This is a genomic window from Sphingomonas sp. Leaf10 (assembly GCF_001421245.1).
Classification (GTDB): Bacteria; Pseudomonadota; Alphaproteobacteria; order Sphingomonadales; family Sphingomonadaceae; genus Sphingomonas.
On sequence record NZ_LMKE01000012.1, the window covers coordinates 77,956 to 97,608 of the forward strand.

A 19,653-nucleotide genomic window follows, 5' to 3' on the forward strand; every position below is an offset into this window, starting at 1 on the left:
ATCTACCTGTCCAGTCTATAAATTACAGATTTATTGAAACCTGTTCGGTTTTGCAGACACAAGCACGAGGACAGTCGATTGGGGTCGTCACTGTCAATGCTCCGGGAGTGGCTTCCGTCTTGGCGCCATCTTCACCTAGGGTCAGGACCCATTGATGTGAGCGTCGCGATCTGATTCAGGCTCCGCAAGGAGACCGGGATGAGTGACCTGTTTTGGCTGACGGATGAGCAGATCGAGCGGCTGCGGCCGTTCTTTCCCAAGAGCCACGGGAGGCCGAGGGTAGACGATCGGCGGGGGCTGAGTGGCATCGTATTCGTCAATCGCAATGGGCTGCGCTGGCGAGATGCGCCCAGCGCCTATGGGCCACACAAGACGCTGTACAATCGGTGGAAGCGTTGGGGCGAGGCCGGTGTGTTCACGCGAATGATGGAAGGTCTGGCTGCAGCTGGCGCCGAGCCGCAGACGGTCATGATCGACGCAACCTACCTCAAGGCTCACCGCACGGCATCGAGCCTGCGGGTTAAAAAGGGGATCTCGGCCGCCTGATCGGCCGCACCAAAGGCGGCATGAACACCAAGCTTCACGCCATCGCCGATGCGAACGGGCGCCCCTTGAGCTTCTTCATGACCGCGGGCCAGGTCAGCGACTACACCGGTGCGGCAGCGCTGCTCGATGACATGCCGAAGGCGCAGTGGCTGCTTGGTGATCGCGGCTACGACGCCGACTGGTTCAGGGATGCCCTCCAGGCCAAAGGCATCCAGCCCTGTATCCCAGGCCGCAGGTCGCGCAACGAACCGGTCCGGTACGACAAGCGCCGCTACCGGCGTCGCAGCCGCATCGAGATCATGTTCGGCCGCCTCAAGGACTGGCGCCGGGTCGCCACCCGCTACGACCGCTGCCCCACCGCCTTCTTCTCCGCAATCGCTCTCGCTGCCACCGTCATCTTCTGGCTGTGATCAACGAGTCCTGACCCTAGCGGCGGTCGATGGCCGAAAGTGCGCTGATCGCGGAGGGTGCCGGGAAAGAAGTTGTGCGCGCATTCCAATACCGGGCGTTGCAGGCGCAAGTGAGTAAGTCGCATCGAAGCGAACGTGGAAACGGTTGCCGATAATCTCGAAGAGGCCGCCGATAACGTCACGATCGAAGCAGCCGAAGCCAATCTCGGGGTAAGCGTCCGGTCTTCCCCGCCTTGCAGGCTAGGTGATGCGCAAGCCACAGGTGCGGCACTGTGGCAGGCATCGGTGCGGCATCATGGCGACGCGAATTATCGAGATGGTCGGGGCAGAGCCGCGGCGACGGTTCAGTGACGCTGACAAGGCACGGATCGTGTCGGAGGCGATGATGCCGGGGGCAAGCGTGCTGGACGTGGCGCGGCGTCACCGGGTGTGCACGTCGCTGGTGTACCGCTGGCGACGCACGCTGCTACGCGACGGGGTGGCGAGCCAAGCGTTGCCATTGCCGGGTCCGGCGTTCGTGCCGGTCGAGGTGGCGAACGTGCCCATGGCACCGCAGCCGGAACCGCTCGGACCGGGTGTGGTGGAGGTGGTCGGCCCCGCCGGGCAGCGTATCCGCCTGGCACCTCCCATCGACGCGCGGGTGCTGAAGGCCGTGCTGGCCGGGTTCGCTTGATCGGGCCGCCAAGCGGTGTCCGGGTGTATCTGGCGGCCGGGGTCACGGATATGCGCAAGGGCTTCGACGGGCTGGCCGCACTGGTGCAGCAGCGGCTACGCCAGGACCCCTTTGGCGGTGCGGTATACGCCTTCCGGGGCAGGCGTGGTGACCTGGTCAAGCTGCTGTGGTGGGACGGTCAGGGCCTCGTCCTCCACGCCAAGCGTCTGGAGCGTGGCCGGTTCACCTGGCCAGCGACCGCGGACGGTGTGGCGGTGCTGACCCTGGCGCAGTTGTCGATGCTGCTCGAGGGGGTGGACTGGCGGCATCCGATCCGGTCCTCGCAGCCGACCCTGGCCTGGTAAAAAGCACGGTTTCCTGCGGCTTTCGCGTGTATCGGCACGGGTGTTCTGGTATAAGCAGGCGTGTCGCCCGATGCCGCCTCGCTGCCCGACGATATCGCCCTTCTGAAGGCCATGCTCATTGCTGCCGGCGCCGAGCTGGAGCAGTTGCGGATGCAGGTCGCGCGGCTGCGGCGGATGGCCTTCGGCCGCTCCTCAGAAAAACTGACGCACCAGGCTGACCAGCTGGAACTCGGGTTGGAGGAACGCGAGGCGGAAGCGGCGGCCACGGCGACGCCGACCGTTACCCGGACGCGGGATGTGGCCAAGCCCTGCCGCCAACCGCTGCCTGACCATCTGCCCCGCACGGACGTCATACATGAGGCACCGTGCGTCTGCCCCGATTGCGGTGGTGCCATGCGGCGCATGGGCGAGGACGTCACGGAGCAGCTCGACTATGTGCCCGCTGCGTTCCGCGTCGTGCGCCATGTCCGGCCACGGCTGAGCTGCCGGTCATGCGAGCGCATCGTGCAGGCGCCGTTGCCGTCCATGCCTATCGAGCGGGGCAGACCCGGCGCGGGGCTGCTCGCGCATGTGCTGGTGTCCAAATATGCCGACCATCTGCCGCTCTATCGCCAGTCGGGCATCTACGCGCGCCAGGGCGTCGACCTTGCCCGCTCCACCCTGGCCGACTGGGTCGGGCGCTCGGCCGCGCTCCTCGACCCGCTGGTCGACGCGCTCGAGCGCCACGTCATGGGTGGCGTAACCCTCCACGCCGACGACACGCCCGTGCCGGTTCTGGCCCCCGGCGCCGGTCGCACCAGGACAGGCCGGCTGTGGACCTATGTGCGCAACGAGCGCGGGGCTGGTGGCGAGGCCCCGCCCGCCGTGCTGTTCCGCTACGCGCCCGACCGCAAGGGGGAGCGCCCCGCCGGGCATCTTGCCCGGTTCCGAGGCGATCTGCATGCCGATGGCTATGCCGGGTTCGACCGGCTCTATGGCGAGCGCATCGCAGAGGTGGCCTGCTGGGCGCACGTCAGGCGCAAGTTTTTCGACGTCCATGCCGCAACCGGCTCCACCACCGCCCGCGAGGCGCTGGACCATATCGCCGGGCTCTATGCCGTCGAACGGGATGTGCGTGGACGGCCCCCGGACAAGCGACGGCAGGCGCGCCAGGCCAGGGCCGGACCGTTGCTCGATGCGTTCCGCCAGTGGCTCGACGCGACCGGACCAAAGCTGTCCCGGCGCTCAGACCTCGCGGTCGCCATCCGCTATGCGCTCACCCGCTGGACGGGGCTGACCCGCTATGCCGACGACGGCCGCCTCGAGATCGACAACAATGCCGCCGAGCGCTCGCTGCGCGGTATTGCTGTAGGTCGCAAGAACTGGCTGTTCGCCGGCTCCGACCAGGGCGGGCACCGCGCCGCCAGCATCTACAGCCTCGTGGAAACCGCCAGGCTCAACGGCGTCGACCCCGAGGCTTGGCTCGCCGACACCATCAGCCGCATCGCCGACCATCCGGCCCGCCGGGTTGACGAACTCCTGCCGTGGAACTACCGTCCCGCCTGATGTGACGCCCTCACCGGACGCTTACATCTCGGGAACACTGCAGAAGCAGTGCGCGCGACCGGCAAGAACCAGGCAGAAGACATGCGCACCCACGATGCCGACACGAATTTGAAGAACGGCATCTAACACTGCCGGCTTCGGACCAGCGAGGCCGATAGGTCCCACGCATGGTAAGTCGGTTTGGAAAGGCGCTCACTTCGCTGCGAGTGCCTCTTTCCATCTGTATCAATGATTGTTGGTGCTAGGAGGCATAGCGATAAAGGCCAATCGTGGAGCTTCGATCGATCCTGCCAGCGAACGTTCGGGAAAGGGCACCGTTCGCCGCTAACCAGTACCGCTTGGCCCCGTCCGTATGCATTACGATCGAATGTAACGGACCTGTCGGGCGGACGCGGCATTTACGCGGGCATGACTCTTGTCCGACGCGAACGATCAGTGGCTTTTCCTTTCGTCTACCATCCTGCTGCTCAGGATGAGGCTCGTCGCCTGATTGCTGAGCATGAGGGTAGAGCGCTCCGTCTCGTCGAGAGCAAACTGAACGACCAGCTTGCGAAAGGCGACGTGGTGGCCGCACTTCACCTCGATCAGGTACGACGCGCAATCTCGAATGCTAACGCTGGGCTTTTAACCCCCTAATGCGCTCACTGGCTTATCAACTTATCATAAGTCACACTGCTGCGAGGCGTACGAATCGCAATCTGCGAAATCGTATAAGGAAGCGGCTACGCAAATGGTGCGCGCTCTCCTGCAAGGAACAAGTAGCTTAACAGCCGTACAAGCTAGACAGCTATTAATTCGCATCCCTTGCGGTCTAATACAGTGTCGAATTCGACCTGCACGTTACTCGTATAGTTGTACCGAGCGGTTGCTGTTTCCCTAAATCCCGCAATCCATTGATTGCGTTCCGCATGCATGAATGGTGATTTGTACGGGCAATCGCAGATTGTTGAACCGGCTATGCGGCCATGGGCCAGCCCTTCGTTATACGGATTTTGCATACAGTACCCCCAATGCGCCTGTAGCAAAGCGATTAGAACGAAAGCCACCACGAATCATGATGTCGGCCTATACCCTACAGGTATAGGTCCGTTGGTGTTCATACGAGTGGCGCTGCTTGATAACCCTAACGCAAAACGCGGCGGAGGATATTGGTCGCTAACTCGAGAAAACTGAGCACGCACTCGCGGTGGCGCCAGGTGTCGGGTTTAGCGTTTCCGAAGTCCGTTCCCGGACGGGGAACGAGGCTTCGGAGCGGATGGTCGGCGTGCCGAACAGCATGGACGATACGATCGGTTTGTAGCGATACGTAACTTCGACGAACACCATCGCGGCATTGTCGGACGCCGCAATCTGGTTGCCGGGGGCGCCCATGGCCTGAAGCGTTGCGTCACTCTCCCCCTTCCCAGACGTGCCGTATTGCGGCTGTGAGTCCGGAACGTTCAGCGCACCGGTACAGCGCTGCCAAACGATCCGCTGCCCTCTACGGCCATCTGAAAAGCCATTTGACGTCACGTCACTCATTACGATGCGACCGCTGCCAGCAAAATCCATTGGTTCCCCAACGATCTTGCCGCCGAGAAGCACTTCGTTCACGTCAGCTTCGCTGATCGAATCTCGTACGCGCGCCGCGTTGTCAGCGCTGGTGGCCGCAATCTGATGGACGCGCAGTATCGATATGCCGTAATTGCACAGTTCGAGACCGAAAAGCAGCACCGTCAGCACCAACGGCAGCGTGAGGGCGAACTCGAGTAGAGCCAGTCCGTGCCTGTCCCTCCCAAAGGAAGCCAATCTCGTTCGTATTGTCATGGGCAACGTACCGTTGGCATTGCGCGTGACGTAAAGGGCTGATTGCGCAGTACGGTCGAGGTTGTGATCTCCTGCTGAGATCCCCAACCGAACAGGCTGCCAACCGGCATGATGCTCGGGTACTGCAAGCTAACTGTGTAGCGGACGATATCATCCGCAGTACCAATGCCGCTATTCGTTTTAACGTCGTATGCGCCGTTATTGTTCGCATCCTCATAACAATCTTGGGTGCTATCATAGGCACCGTCACCGTTACGGTCGAAGGTGAGTTTCTCTGGCTTTCCGACGTTCGAAAAGTTGTAAAAGCTCTCCTTCTTGATCGACTGGATGCTGATGCTTCCAGACAGCGTTGCCATCCGATCCGTTATGGTCTTGTCGATCTGCGCGCCACTCCGATCGCCAACCGTTGCCTGCCGCGACGCTTCAAGTAACGCGCCCTGAAGGATTGCATTGACATACGCACGGTAACCAAGCTCGAAACCGCCAGCCAGAAGAGCGCACAAGACGGGTAGTATCAGTGCGAATTCTAGCACCGTTGCTCCGCGTGTCGCAGTGAGGAACCTGGTTATCACTGGCTTAGCCTCAGTGAACCAATTTTTGATCCAATCTCTTTGAATTTGGCGATCAAGGCGGCGTTGGATGATAGGCCGGCAGCCTGCTCTGGTTTCGACGCACAGTTGGTCATGTCCGCCGTCAACGTAGTCGAGAAAGCAATGACCCATATGTCGATGCCCTTCGCTTTCGCAGCGTTACACGCCATACGGAAGCGCTGCAGATGTCGAGCGAGCAAGGCAGCGTTATCGGTAGTGGGGGAACCGTTCACCCTTCCATCGAGATATTCGATGCCATAGGCGGAGTAGTCGTTCCAAGTAGGAGACATGTCCCCGTCCGTCATGAATATCATGTACTTCTTTACAGAGAAGCCACGAATTTTTGCTGGATTATCAGGGTCGGTCACATCGTTAGTTTCGGGCGTTGCTGACTTGAACAGACCTGTCGTCGAAAGGAACCGTGCGCCCCAGATCATACCAATATCGTGATAGGTGCCGCCACGGGCTACGAGGCCATTCAGGTAGGACACAAAACCGGACCGATTGTTATAGTAGTTCTGTAGCCGTTTGGCTTCAGTTGGACAGTAAGCAACTGGTTGACGGCCAACACCGTACGACCACGACCAGTCGGGGTAGTAGCTGACGTCGTTCCACATTGGCCGCCAACGGGTGTCATCGTTATACGGCACCAGATCAACGTCGAGATCATAGGCGTCGCTTGGCGCGGTGGTCGAAGAACCGCCGTTGATCGCAGCCGAATTGGTCTTACGCTCCTCGATGCAGCCGTTCCAAACCGATTTGAACTCGTAAGGCCGATCATCAGAAGGATCGTTAGTGCCGGTTATCTGCCAGATTGGCGTCGGTGACTGGACGTTGGTTGCCTTTAGGTTGCTTGCCAAAAACGGGCGCACGTCGACCGATCGACGACCATAGGTATAGCCATCCGGGTTGCCCTTGCTTTGAACAATCACGCTACATCGATTACTAGCTAACCACCATCCGCCCATTACACCTGTGTAATTGGCGTCCGCTTGGCTCGCCTGGCTGTCATAAGTGTAGGCGGAGTTGCACGCGGACATGTTGTTGAAATATGCTGTTGCATCGATCCAGTCGGGAGTACGCGACTGATACGACCAGCTTTGAACCATCCAGTCTGGGTTCTTTTCGTACAGGATCCTTCCAACATTGACCGTACTGTTGTAGTTGACGAAGCCGTAGCGGAGCCGGAGATTGTTAGCAGCGAGCTGGGACTGGGCAGTTTCCAACGTGTCGTAGAAGCTTGTTGCCGCACTCCGCAGGGCACCCATTCGAGAGCCGCTTTGCTCGACGTCGCCACAGTAGCCAGTGACGCCAGGCGCGCAATTCATCGACCCCGATAGATCGAACACGAACATGATGTCCGTGTTCACGAAATCTTGCGTTGCCGAGCAGGTCGTCGAAATTGGCAAGGTATCGAAGCCAAACAGGCCCATCAGCGTTGTCGGGACGGTGGTTTGGCTACTGATTTGCAGGGTGCCTGCAGTCGGGACCGACATCGTCAGGGTGTAAGGCGCCGACTGCAGATACCCTTGGGGGAAATCAAACATGAAGTACTTGGTTGCTTCATCACGCGCCGCTTGGGGTAAGGTCAGCCCCGCCAGCATGCGTCGACCAGCCAACGATCCAGCGTCACATGCTTGGCGGAAACGGTTCTGCGCAACGTAGGCCCGGGTCATGTCCAAACCTGACCCCATGAGCGCGACCAGCGGTATGAGCGCTAGCGTCATCATCGCCAGCGTATTGCCGCGCTGATCGGACCAAAGGCGGCCAAGAAGCATTCTCAAAGCCATTGCAGTCGTACGCACCATTAGCCCCTACCCGCCCCGGACGAGCGAAGACCGCTTATGTGCTGATTATGCTGAAAACTTTTTTAATGCGGGGGTGTGGCTCGTCGCGGTTACGACGAATTGAGCTTTTTACCGCGTAAAATGCGGACTTTCGTACTGGACGCCGGATACTCAGGCCGGTCCCGGTAGCGCGATCGACGGCTCGGTTGTTGATACTACTTCCTTCATCCGGTGTAGCGCAGTCACCCGCTTGACCTGCGCGATGCTGCAACCCGCCAGTTCAGCCGTGCGGGCGATGCTCATGCCGGCTTCGCGCAGCGCAATGATGCGGCGGTGGTGGGCCAGATCGGGTTGCCGCCCGGTATAGCGCCCCGCCCGCTTGGCGATCTCGATCCCCTCGCGCTGGCGCTCGCGCCTTGTTTCGTAATCGTCGCGCGCGGTTTGCAGCGCGACGCGGAGCAGCATGTCCTGCACCGCTTCCAGCACGATACGCGATACCCCTGAACTGTCGGCGACTAGGTCGGACAGGTCCACGATCCCCGGCACTGCCAGGCGCGCCCCCTTTCCCCGTATCGTTGCGACCAGCAGTTCGGCTTCGGGCAGCGGCAAGCGGCTGATCCGATCGATCTTTTCCGCGATCACGACTTCGCCGGGTTGCAGATCGTCGACCATGCGTAACAGTTCGGGCCGATCGGGCCGCGCGCCAGACGCCTTCTCCCGGTACACCGCCGCGACGTAGAAGCCCGCCACGCGGACACTGGCACAATCGCCTCCTGCCGGGCTAGATCCTGTTCGTCGGTACTGACGCGGAGGTGCACTCGAGCGGCCCGGATTATACTGCTTCGCTGTTCGCTCATCATTCCTCGGCTCAACCGAAGCTGAAATCGTTGCTGCCGGCAGCGGTGTTCAAATTATACACACCGATCAACTGGATTTGTTCGATGATCGACTGGTCGGCAGAGGTGATGATATAGAAATCGCTACTGCCGACCTGCGTAATGGTGCCTTGGCCAAAGCCTTTGAACAGAAGCTTGTCGCCAACGAGTGCCCCCGCACCCGTAAAGTCTGCCACTCGGTCACCGGCCGCTTGGCTCGCTTGGAACACGAACGTGTCGTTGCCGCTACCGCCGCGGAGTTCGTCCGCACCGGCACCGCCGTCGAGGACGTTGCTCAGACCGTTGCCGACGATCTCGTTGGCGAGGGCATTGCCGGTACCGTTTCGCCCTTCACCGATCAGCCGCAACGATTCGACGTTGGTCGCCAGCGTATAGCTCTCCGCCGAACTCAGTACCTGATCGCTGCCACCATTCGCCCCCTCGACCACCAAGTCATCGCTCCGCCCGACAACATAGGTGTCGTTACCGCCAAGGCCCGTCATCGTGTCCTTGCCGCTGCCACCGTCAATATAATCATTGCCCACGCCGCCGGTAATGACGTTGTCGGACGAGTTACCGGTGCCGGTGAAGTTGCCGGCTCCGTTGTAGACCAGATTTTCAACGTTGGATTTCAGCGTATAGGTCGCCAGGATGGTCTCGATCGTGTCGATGCCGGAACTGCCGTTTTCAGTCACCACGTCGCCTAGGCTGTCGACGACATAGGTGTCGTTGCCCTTGCCACCTGCCATGACGTCGGCACCGGCACCGCCATCGATCCGGTTGTTCCCGGAATTGCCGCTCAGCACATTGTCCAGTCCGTTGCCGGCTGCGTTGATCGAATTCGATCCCAGCAGCACGATATTCTCGACATTGTCGCCCAGCGTGTAGCTCGCCGCGGTCGAGCGCACCGTATCGGTTCCGCCGCCCGCTACCTCGATCACCACGTCCTGCGCGGTATCGACGATATAGATGTCGTCGCCCGCAAGACCGGTCAGCGTGTCGATCCCCGTGCCGCCGTCGAGCATGTCGTTGCCCGCACCGCCGCGGATATCATTGCCCAGCGCGTTGCCGGCGCCAATAAAATTGCCGCTGCCGGTATAGGTCAGGTTCTCGACATTGGTGCCCAATATATAGCTTCCACTCGACGCCTCGACGCCGTCGGTGCCGCTGCCCGCGCTTTCGGTGACGATGTCGGCGCTGTCGTCGACGACATAGGTGTCGTTGCCGGTCCCGCCGACCATCGTATCGCGACCCGCCCCGCCGTTGAGACGGTCGTCGCCAACATTGCCGGTGATGACGTTGTTCGCCGCATTACCGGTACCAGTGAAATTGTCGGTGCCGGTATAGGCCAGATTTTCCAGCCCGGTGCCGAGCGTCATCATGGCTAACACCGTCCGGACGGTATCCGTGCCGCCGGTGTCTTGGATCACGTCGCTTGCATCGTCGACGATGTAGGTGTCGTTGCCGAGACCACCATCGAGCGTATCGGCACCCGCTTTCCCGTCCAGCGTATCGTTGCCGTTGCCGCCGGTAATGACGTTGTCGGCGGCGTTGCCGGTCCCGGCAAAGGACGATGTCCCGGTGTAGCGGAGATTTTCGACATTCGCGAACAGCGTGATGGTGGTCAGCGTGGTGCGAACGGTGTCGGTTCCCTCACCCGCCTGCTCGGTCACCACGTCTCCGGTGGATGCGACGACATAGGTGTCGTTACCCGTCCCGCCGATCATCGTGTCGCTGCCGACACCGCCATCCAGCGTGTCGTCGCCGCCCTCACCGCGCAGGGTATTGTTGCCGCTATTGCCGGTCAGGACGTTGGCGAGGGCATTGCCGGTGCCGCTGATGCTGCGGGTGCCGGTCAGGGTCAGGTTTTCGACATTCACCGACAGGGTATGGGCGGACGCGCTCGACAGGACCGTATCGGTGCCCTCACCGGCCTGCTCGGTCACGACGTCGCCGCTGGCATCGACGACATAGGTGTCGTCGCCGGTGCCGCCGAACATCGTGTCGTTGCCGCTGCCGCCGCTCAGATAGTCGGCACCGCCGCCACCGTTCAGCGTATTGGCCGCGCTGTTGCCGGTGATCCGGTTGTCGAGCGCGTTGCCCGTCCCGCTGGCGGCACCGGTCGCCAATGTGAGGTTCTCGACATGGTCGGACAGCGTGTAGCTGACACTGGCGGTAACGCCATCGACGCCTTCGCCCGCCTGCTCGGTGACGACGTCACCGACAGTGTCGATGATATAGCTGTCGTTGCCGATCCCGCCGATCAGCGTGTCGACGCCTGCCTTTCCATCCAGGGTATCATTCCCCGTACCGCCGGTCAGGACGTTGCTCGCGCCGTTGCCGGTACCGGCGAAGTTGCCGCTGCCAGCAAAGGTCAGGTTTTCGAGGTTCGCGCCCAGCGTATAAGTGTTGAGCACGGCGCGGACGGTATCGGTACCCTCGTCGACTTGCTCGGACACGACGTCGCCGGTCGTATCGACGACATAGACGTCGTCACCACGACCGCCGACCAGTACGTCGTTACCGGTGCCGCCATCCAGCGTGTCGTTGCCGTTATTGCCCGACAGCGTGTTGTTGCCGCTGGTGCCGGTGATGACATTGTTGAGCTGGTTGCCGGTGCCGGTGATCGCGCCGCCGGTCAGCGTCAGATTCTCGACATTGGCCCCCAGCGTATAGCTGACCGACGACTGCACGGTATCAGCCCCTTCGTCGGCCGCCTCGACCACCGCATCGGTGCTGACGTCGACGATGTAGAGGTCGTTGCCGCTACCACCCACCAGCATGTCGGTGCCGGCACCACCGTCCAGCCGGTCGTTGCCCGCGCCGCCGTTCAGCGTGTTCGCGCCGCCATTGCCGGTCAGCATGTCGTCGAATCCGGACCCGGTGACGTTCTCGACCGCGGCGATCATATCTCCCGCCGCCTCGCCGCCGGTGTTGACCCCGGTCGCCAGATTCACCTGCACCGCCGCACTGGAATAGCGATAGTCGACGGTGTCGTCATTGGCCCCGCCGTCGATCACGTCGGCGCCGAGGCCGCTATAGATGACGTCGTCACCCGCGCCGCCCTTCAGCGTATCGGCGCCGGCGCCGCCATAGATATGGTCGTTGCCGCCGCGACCATCGAAGCTGACCGGGGTAGCACCGGCATAATCGCCGTTGAACGCCTCGTTCTCGTTCGTGCCGAGGAAGCTGGTCGACTGCGCCGTCGGATAGACCTGGATCGGCCGTTCGGCGGTGTTGTTGGTCAACACGTTGCCGAACACATAATCGGTCAGATCGACCGTCTGCGGCCCGAACGGGAACAGGTTCAGGACGCCGGCATACAGCCCGTCGAACGTGTTGCCGACGATCGTGACCCCGCTCGTCTCGCTGTTCACGCCGTTGCCGAGGCCCGTCGCCCCGCCGCCTTCCCCCTGGAACAGATTGTCGTGGATCGAACCGGTCGAACCACCCCCGGAGACATAGGCACCGATGCCGTATCCGGCGAACTTGCTGCGGCCGATGTCCAGCCCGGTGACCTGCGTCGTCTGGATCGCGACTTCGCCGTTGCCGTCGAACAGGCTGTTGGTGACGGTCAGGCCGTTCGCCTGCGCCGTCAGCCCGCTGTCGAAGGTATAGCCCAAAGGCTTCCCGGCCCCCGAAAAATGCACGCCGTCGAAGGTGACCCCGGCAGCGGTGACAAATACCGCACCGGACAGGTTGGATTCGGCACCGCGCACACCGTCGCCGCGGATGCCCGCATTCGCCCCCTTGATCGTGACGTCCTTGTCGACGGTTACCGTACCCGTATAGGTCCCCGCCGCGAGCAGGATGGTGTCGCCGTCCTGCGCCGCCGCGACGGCCGCCTGCAACGTCGCATAGCTGCCGACCAGCGCGCCCGATCCGGTGACCAGCTGCACCGCATCGTCGGCCGAGAATGCGCCATCGTCGAAGGCGAGTTGCTCGATCGAAACGAGCGTATCGTTGCCGTCCGCACCGCTGACGGCACTGACGGCGGTATAGCGCCCGGCCGCATCGGTCGTGCCGGTGATCGTATAGCTGCGCGCGTTGCCGTTGAAGACGGCGATGTCGACGCCCCCGCCGCCATCCAGCGTGTCATTGCCGCCCATGCCGGTCAGCCTGTCGTCGTCCGCCCCGCCGTTCAGCGCATCGTTCGCCTTCCCGCCGGTCAGCAGATCCTCGCCGGCCAACCCGTTCAGCACCAGCGCGCCATCGGTGTTGCCGCTGGCGGTAACGACGTCGACGCCGGCCGAGCCGTTAAAGGTCAGCGTGCCGCCATTGGTCTCGTTGGCGATGGTGCCGAACAGGTCGGACGTCTGCGCGCCGGTGATCGTGACGTCGCTGACCGAAATGTCGGGGTCCAGATTCGCCTTGCCCGGTTCGCCGACGGCGATGCCGGTCGACAATGCACCCGAAATCGTGCCGTCATGGATGTCGATCGCGCCGATGAAGCTCGCCGGGTTGCTATTGTAGCTGCTCGGATCGTCCCGCACGGCGATGAAGATCGCGCCGCCATTCTTGTGCGAAACCCCGCTACCGTTCGACAGGCCGACATCGGTGAAGACGAAATTGTCGATCTCGATCCCCGAATATTCGCCATATTTCAGGTTCAGGTTGATGCCATTGCCGGCGCTGCCGTTCGATCCCGGCCCCTCCAGGCCGTTGGCCGCGCCATATTGGCCGACATTGGTCATGGTGATGTTGGTGATGCGGCTGTCGCTCAGCGTTTCGGTATAGATGCCCTTGCGCGCCAGGTCGCTGAAATCGGTGCCGTCGATCGTCACATCCGACAGGTTACCGCCGCCCGCCGCCTTGAATATCAGCATCCCGACATAACCATCACCAATCGACCCACCATTGATGGTCAGCCCGGTGACTGCCGCGTCGCCGTCCTTGCGGATACCGTTCAGGTTGGACAGGTAATCGACCTCGTTCAACGTCAGGCCATCGCTGCCGTTGCCGAGCAGCGTTGCGTCGTAAAAGCCCTTCACGTCGAGGCCGTTGATCGTGACGTTGTCGGCATTCACCGTGATGCCGGTGCCGCTGGTGTTGGCGATCCCTGCTTTCGACGTATCGGTCAGATGCTCGAACAGCGCACCCTCGGCAATGCCATAGGTGGTCAGGATATTGCCGGTCAGCGTCGCGCCCGCACCGTTGATGGTCAACCCATCTTTGCTGATAACGATATTCTCGGCATAGCTACCCGGCGCCAGGTTCAGCGTCGCGTTCACCGGCGCGTCGTTGATCGCGGCCTGAATGGTCGCATAGGTTCCGATCAGGTTGCCAGCGGCGTCGGTCAGCTGGACCTTGTCGTTCAGGTTGAGCTGGCGGCCGTTGCCAAAGCTGAGTATCTCGACGCCCGACAGCGTATCGGTGCCGTCGGGACCGCCGATGCCGGTAAAGGCGACGTAGCGTCCGCCGGCGTCCCTCGTGCCGGTCACCGAATAGAGGCTGGCCGCGCCGGCGAACGTCGCGGTGTCGGTACCGTCACCACCGATCAGCGTATCGTCGCCCGAGCCGCCATTGAGATTGTCGTCGCCCGCCCCACCATCGAGCACGTCGTTTCCACCACGACCGACCAGCACGTCGTTGCCGCCACGCCCCTCCAACGTATCGGCATCGGCTGCCGCCCCCAGCGAGGGATGGTTGTTGCCGTCGAGATAGTCGTTCCCGGCGGTACCCTTCAACGTGTCGTTGCCGGCACCCCCGAGCACGAGGAAGTAATCGAGGCTGTTGCCTGGGGTGACGCTATCGCTGGCAAGTTCGCCATCGAACACGGTGCTGTCCGTCAGGTTGCGGGCGTTCAGATCAGTACCGACGTTGACGTAGTCGTTGTCGGCGAACGTCACGTTATCCGCCGTGAACCCGACCGATACGGCGGTACCGGTACCGCGGAAAAGGTTGTTCGAAACCGTCGCGTTCGATGCCTGAAACATGTCAAGGTTCATGCCGGTACGGGCGTATTCCAGCGTGTTACCGGTCGCCGTCAGCGTTACGCCGCCGCCGTCGAACCATATGGCGCGACCCCATGATGCATCGCCATAGCCGGATGCGAACGCGCCGGTGACGTAATTGTCGCTGATCGTCACGCTGCCGCTCGCGATCGGTGAAAGGAAGATCGCATGATCGTCCGACGCGGCGCCCTTGACCGATGAATAAAACACCGAATTCTCGACGACATGCCCACCGCCGGTACGAATATGCAGCGTCGGCTCGGATGCTCCGCCGCCGCTGGTCGTGGCATTGTTCAGGAAGCGCAGACCGTCCAGTACGACCTTGCCGGTCGAACTGATATCGGACCGGCCGATGATCGTAGTTTCTCCGGCGCCATCGGCCACGCCACGTCCCGCATCGACCCCATCGCTTCCGGCCTTTGCTCCCTTGACCGTCACCGCCTTCGAAAAATCGAGGTTCTCGGTATAGGTGCCGGCGGCGATCAAGATGGTATCGCCGTCTTCCGCTGCGTTCACCGCCGCCTGGATCGTCGCATATCCGCCATTACCGACCAGCAGAATGCGTCCCATGGCATCGTCGTTGACGATCTCGATACCGCTCAGGGTATCGGTGCCGTCGGCATCGGTGACCTTCCAACCGGTCGTCGTGGCTGTGATCATCGCCGGACCATCGTAGCGGGCGGTATCGATGCCAGCGCCGCCGTTCAGTTCGTCATCGCCGCTGCCGCCGATCAGCATGTCGTCGCCGCCCGCGCCGTTCAGTATGTCGTCACCCGCGCCGCCGTCGAACAACGACGGCGTACCGGCCGAATAATCGGTCATGCGATCGTTAAATTCGGTCCCGGTGAGCGTCTGGCCATCACTGATGCCGTCGCCATAGGCGTACACGCTGACGGCACGGCTCGTCCCCATGAAGCTGTTGTCTGCGCCGAGAAGGTCGCCGACCATCTCCGACGTTCGATACGTTCCATAGGCGATGTGCGCGCCGACGCTGTTGGAAAACTCGTTGGCCGAAATTACCGTGCCGTCCGCCCAGCCATCGCCCTTCAGCCCGTTGCCATTGCCAGTAAATTTGTTGCCGGTCGCGTTGAACTCAGTCGTCGGATTGAAATAGCTTCCCGAACCGAGGCCGGTGATCAGGCTGTCGCTCAGCTCCAAGCCGGTCACATTGCCGCCGGACGGTGTCAGCACGCCGATGCCGTCCTCGTTATCGTTGATGATCAGGTTAATCAGCGTGGCACCGTTGGCGCTCACATAGATCTGAACCGGGCCGTCTTCGCCAGCGAACGCGCTGCCTTCCGAAACGGTGAAGCCATCGAGCGTTACATTCGCCGCCGAAATAATGATCAGCCCCGAGACGATCGTTTCATCGCTACCGCGCCCCTCGTCTGGGCCACGCACGCCGGCATAGGCGCCGCGCAGCGTCAGTTGCTTGTCGATTGTCAAATTCTCGTCGAAGGTACCGGTGCCGACCTCGATGGTATCGCCATCAGCGGCATCATCAATCGCCTGCTGGATCGTGTCATATTCGATGACCTGGCCGGAGCCAGTGATGAGTTTGACCTTCGCAGTGGCTTCGTACGGTGCAACCATGACTTCCCCCTCCCGGCAAACCGGTCGGAGAGAACAAGGCAAGCGCCAGCGTCGACCGCCTGATCGGCGAACGGCATAGGGTTGCGGTTCAACGCCCCCTCACCCGGCGAGTACGTTGCCACCCCGACACGGACTCGTTCTTTATGCTTGAGCCTTCGTTAGTAGGCATTGGGCAGTTCAGGCAACAATACTTCAATTGGGGTATGCGGAGTGCCGGGACTAAACACCTAGGGCATTTCGCATTATGCAGCGTGGTCATCTGCTTGACCTGCGCGATGCTGCAACCGGCCAGTCCTGTAGTCCGAGCTATACTTTTACCGGCTTCACGTAGAGGGACGGTATGGCGGTCTCGGTATATGTTTGATTTCACGGTTTGATGACTCTTGCCTGCTTCGCAACCCCGCCGGGCAGCGTAGCGAGGTGGTCGTGCGAGACATGCTCTCCCTTCCCAAACACGCCCTGCGCGATCGTCTCGGAACGTCGCCAAGTTCAGTTATCGCGATCGGCAAGTGAAGGACGTCAGATTGCCCAGGTGACGGACCTGATCTCACGCGCAGGCGTGCCAGCAACGAGCATTCCCGGCGGGACGTCTCGAACGACAATCGAGCCGGCCGCAACTACGGCACCGTCACCAATCGACACGCCCTTGAGAATAACGGCACCCATCCCGATCCAGACGTCGTTACCGATAACGATCGGCGCGGTACGTCCGCGGCTTCCGGTAAGATCGTGATGATCAGTATCTGTGATGACCGTTCGAGCGGCGATCGCCACCCGTTCACCGATCATCACAGACTGGTGACAGTCGATCCGCACGTCGTCAGCAAGATAGCCACTACCGAGGGTAAGCGCACCGCCCCTGCTGACCCGAATCTCGACGCCACGATGCAGCACGAATATTCCATTCACTTCGAGACGGCTGCGCTTATGGACGGTGACTTCGGTACCGCGCGGTGCCTGCCCTGACCACCATTTGCCGATCGTTAAACGCCCTCGGCCACGCACTTCGCCTTCGACCGTCAAACGAGCCTTGCGGTGAACGAGTACGCGGGGGGTGAACCTGATATTAGCGATGAAGGTAGCTATCGGACGCAACTGAAGAAGCCGCTTCGCCACTTTCTGAACGGTCATCAACGGCATCCATCTTGTATGACTGAAACGTGTCAATGATACCCGCTAACGCTTCACATTTCATGAACCGGCATCTCGTCGTTCGATCGCTTTGCGCCAAATGGACATTTTTCGGTATACTCGGTCTGAGGTATCCATTTCTGCACACCGAACGTCAGATGAAATCGATAAAAGTGCCATTGAGCTACCTTCGTCACGCGATGAAGATTACTGTTTGGCTCAAACGATCACCGCCGGCTCGACTTCTGCTCGGTTCCCATTGGCAATTACGCGCCTCTCCCGGCGGCAGGTCATGTAGGTTGCGGTGAGCAGCACAACGGTAGCGATCGCGCCGATAGGAGCGAGATACGGCCGGAGCGCGCTCATCTGCCTCGGGCACCCTGGGCAAGCAGCATGACCGCCCGGACGCATCGACCACGATTGCGATCATCGGCAATGGAAAGCCGAACGCGTGAAGCGCTAGGAAACATTTGCATTGACGGTGACGGAGTGTGCCACCGTCAACGATCCTGACGCACCTGTTGGCACGGCCGGCGATCCTGCCCCAGCTGGGGAGCAGCACTGACGGTGGGCAAGGCAGCGCGGCAGCGCTGGGATCGCAGCTCAACGTGCCTGATGGTGCTGGCGGCATGCGCAGCCAGTTCGTCCGGTTGCAGTGCGCCTTGCTGGCCGCAACCGGTCAACCGCTCCGACCGGACTATCCAAGATAGCAGGTGTTACGACGACGCAAGCGAAGGAATGCGGCCTTCGTCTGCGCCGCCGCAACGCGCAGTACTTACAACCAACTACGCTTCTGAGCTAACAGAATAAAATAATAACGGTTGGACTTAGACTATATCGCGCCTCTTTCACTACCATTATGGATCATTTTTTGGTAGACCGAGATTATTACTTATTTTTATTAAACTTATCTATAGTAAGGATGGCGCGTTCCACGTTTGGAATCGAGACGCCCCGGGTTTAATGACGCAACAGAGTTCGAACGGGATACGCGCATCGTGGCGCACAGCTTTGCCCTCGCGGACATAGCTCGCGAGGCGGTTCATAAGGATGCGGGCGCAGCGCTGATCAGAGCAGCGCTCGTATGCTGGGAACCTGAGTACAGCAGGGAAGGTGCATTGGCTCCGGTGCGGACCACTTTGACTGGCGTGTATGAACCGATCGGCAGCGGACTGCGACAACCTACCTAACGCTCGTGAAACGCGTGGCGGAGCAACTGCCATTAGTGGTGCGGTGGCAAGGGAGTTTTGGCGCTCAGTCACCCCGCCAGACGGATCACCGTGAGCGATCGCCAGATCCTTAGCATCACTGTCTGTCTGAATCTTGGCAATTGTCCTCAAGCATAGGTGCAGAATGTACCGTAGCGCCAGTCAATGCGACGGACTGCGTTCCCTTACTAGGCCGCCGGACCCTTTCGGGTACCACGATTTTCATCGCCATGAAGGCCAATTCCGGCCGGATCGAAAAAGTACCGTTCCCAGATGTCTCGGTCAGTCTCGTGGCGTGCCTCTCGCATCGCTTCGCGAACAGCGTTCTGAAGGTCGGCGGCATCTATCATCGTACGCCCTGTCATCATGTCCCAAGCTGGGACGGACGAATCGCCGTAACCGTATCAAAATAGGAATCCTATAGTATTTTTAGAATTGACGTTCGGCTGCCCCATAAATGGGCTGGCTGCCCACCGACCGTTCGTAACGCCGCTTCGCAGCCACAGTTCGAGCATTATAGCGGTGACGACCTTCCTTTCTCGAAACAGGCTTTATCAAGCTGCCCCCCCCAGACGTAGCCGCTAATTACGCATCGAACCGGTCAGATACGGCAAACGGCGCTATTGGTGACGAAGCCGCATCACGATTATGTTCGGTAGCTTCAAGAACGGGCGCCGCATCGCAACTCGCTACGACCGCTGTCCTCTCACCTTCTTTTCCGCCACCAGCCTGGCTGCCATCGACATCTTCGGACTGTAACCAATGCGCAATGCTTCCAGAATGGTTCAGATGTGAGGCGGGGATGGTGCCACGGGTGACATATTTCGATCTTGCGAGATTTGCACGATCCGCTCGGCAGCTTCATTAGCTGCGTTCATAATGACCTGGCGCTCCAGTTCCGAGATTGTAGGGCGCACTTTATCGTCAAGGACGCTTAGGACGCCAACAGGCAATCGCCCGTAAGGCCGAACCAGCGATGCTGCGTAAAATTTGAAACGCGCATTTTCACCGTTGATCCAGGGATTTTCCGCAAAGCGTTCGTCGCTACTGAGGTCCGGTATAACAAACAGTTCGTTCCCGGCGGCGAGCGCATGTCCAGACAGGGAGTTCTTGCGACTGTATGCGCCAACCGAGAACCTATGGGCTGCGATCACATACTGGGTATCACCGTACAAGATCGACAGCAGCGAC

9 protein-coding genes and 4 pseudogenes are annotated in these 19,653 nt (G+C 60.9%); 6 read left to right on the plus strand and 7 right to left on the minus strand.

The window, feature by feature from the left end:
* Positions 1-198 precede the first annotated feature (198 nt).
* The 4 genes and pseudogenes from ASE59_RS19165 to tnpC all read left to right on the plus strand — a co-directional run.
* Positions 199-956, plus strand: a protein-coding gene (locus ASE59_RS19165) for an IS5 family transposase (RefSeq protein WP_156360019.1) whose coding sequence is annotated in 2 segments (ribosomal slippage) — positions 199-532 and positions 532-956 — 759 coding nt in all. Because the reading frame shifts where the segments join, the coding sequence is not laid out codon by codon here.
* A gap of 295 nt (positions 957-1,251) precedes the next feature.
* Positions 1,252-1,629, plus strand: a complete 378-nt coding sequence (tnpA, locus tag ASE59_RS10415; protein WP_056455819.1) for an IS66-like element accessory protein TnpA — start codon at positions 1,252-1,254, stop codon at positions 1,627-1,629.
* Positions 1,626-1,973: an IS66 family insertion sequence element accessory protein TnpB gene (tnpB, locus tag ASE59_RS10420; RefSeq protein WP_082458232.1), complete on the plus strand. Its 348-nt coding sequence runs from the start codon at positions 1,626-1,628 to the stop codon at positions 1,971-1,973. Before tnpA ends, tnpB begins: the two co-directional genes overlap by 4 nt.
* Before the next feature lie 111 nt (positions 1,974-2,084).
* Positions 2,085-3,503 (plus strand): annotated as a pseudogene (tnpC, locus tag ASE59_RS10425) (IS66 family transposase); the annotation flags it as partial.
* A gap of 1,170 nt (positions 3,504-4,673) precedes the next feature.
* Here the strand turns inward: tnpC and ASE59_RS10430 are convergent.
* The 6 genes and pseudogenes from ASE59_RS10430 to ASE59_RS21025 all read right to left on the minus strand — a co-directional run.
* A complete protein-coding gene (locus ASE59_RS10430) occupies positions 4,674-5,240 on the minus strand; it encodes a pilus assembly protein (protein ID WP_162235298.1) in 567 nt (188 codons plus the stop codon).
* Positions 5,241-5,320: 80 nt separating this feature from the next.
* Positions 5,321-5,857 (minus strand): TadE/TadG family type IV pilus assembly protein, encoded by a 537-nt coding sequence (locus ASE59_RS10435; RefSeq protein ID WP_235515722.1) that lies wholly within the window; start codon positions 5,855-5,857, stop codon positions 5,321-5,323.
* A gap of 35 nt (positions 5,858-5,892) precedes the next feature.
* Complete coding sequence (locus tag ASE59_RS10440; RefSeq protein WP_162235300.1) at positions 5,893-7,719, minus strand: TadE/TadG family type IV pilus assembly protein; 1,827 nt, start codon at positions 7,717-7,719, stop codon at positions 5,893-5,895.
* 153 nt (positions 7,720-7,872) lie between these two features.
* Positions 7,873-8,561: pseudogene (locus ASE59_RS10445) on the minus strand (recombinase family protein).
* A gap of 8 nt (positions 8,562-8,569) precedes the next feature.
* Positions 8,570-16,123 carry a calcium-binding protein gene (locus ASE59_RS10450; RefSeq protein WP_056455826.1) on the minus strand — a complete coding sequence of 2,518 codons (7,554 nt, stop codon included), beginning with the start codon at positions 16,121-16,123 and terminating at the stop codon, positions 8,570-8,572.
* A gap of 519 nt (positions 16,124-16,642) precedes the next feature.
* A pseudogene (locus tag ASE59_RS21025) lies at positions 16,643-16,816 on the minus strand (DapH/DapD/GlmU-related protein); the annotation flags it as partial.
* 1,876 nt (positions 16,817-18,692) lie between these two features.
* Here ASE59_RS21025 and ASE59_RS20685 point away from each other — a divergent pair.
* Together ASE59_RS20685 and ASE59_RS20690 are read left to right on the plus strand one after the other, a co-directional pair.
* Entirely contained in the window at positions 18,693-18,875 is a 183-nt protein-coding gene (locus ASE59_RS20685) for a hypothetical protein (RefSeq protein ID WP_235515723.1), read from the plus strand.
* 175 nt (positions 18,876-19,050) lie between these two features.
* Positions 19,051-19,221 (plus strand): annotated as a pseudogene (locus tag ASE59_RS20690) (IS5/IS1182 family transposase); the annotation flags it as partial.
* A 26-nt stretch (positions 19,222-19,247) separates the two neighbouring features.
* On the opposite strand, the gene ASE59_RS19810 reads toward ASE59_RS20690, so the two are convergent.
* A partial coding sequence (locus ASE59_RS19810) for a GAF domain-containing protein (RefSeq protein ID WP_162235301.1) occupies positions 19,248-19,653 on the minus strand: 406 nt, incomplete at its 5' end.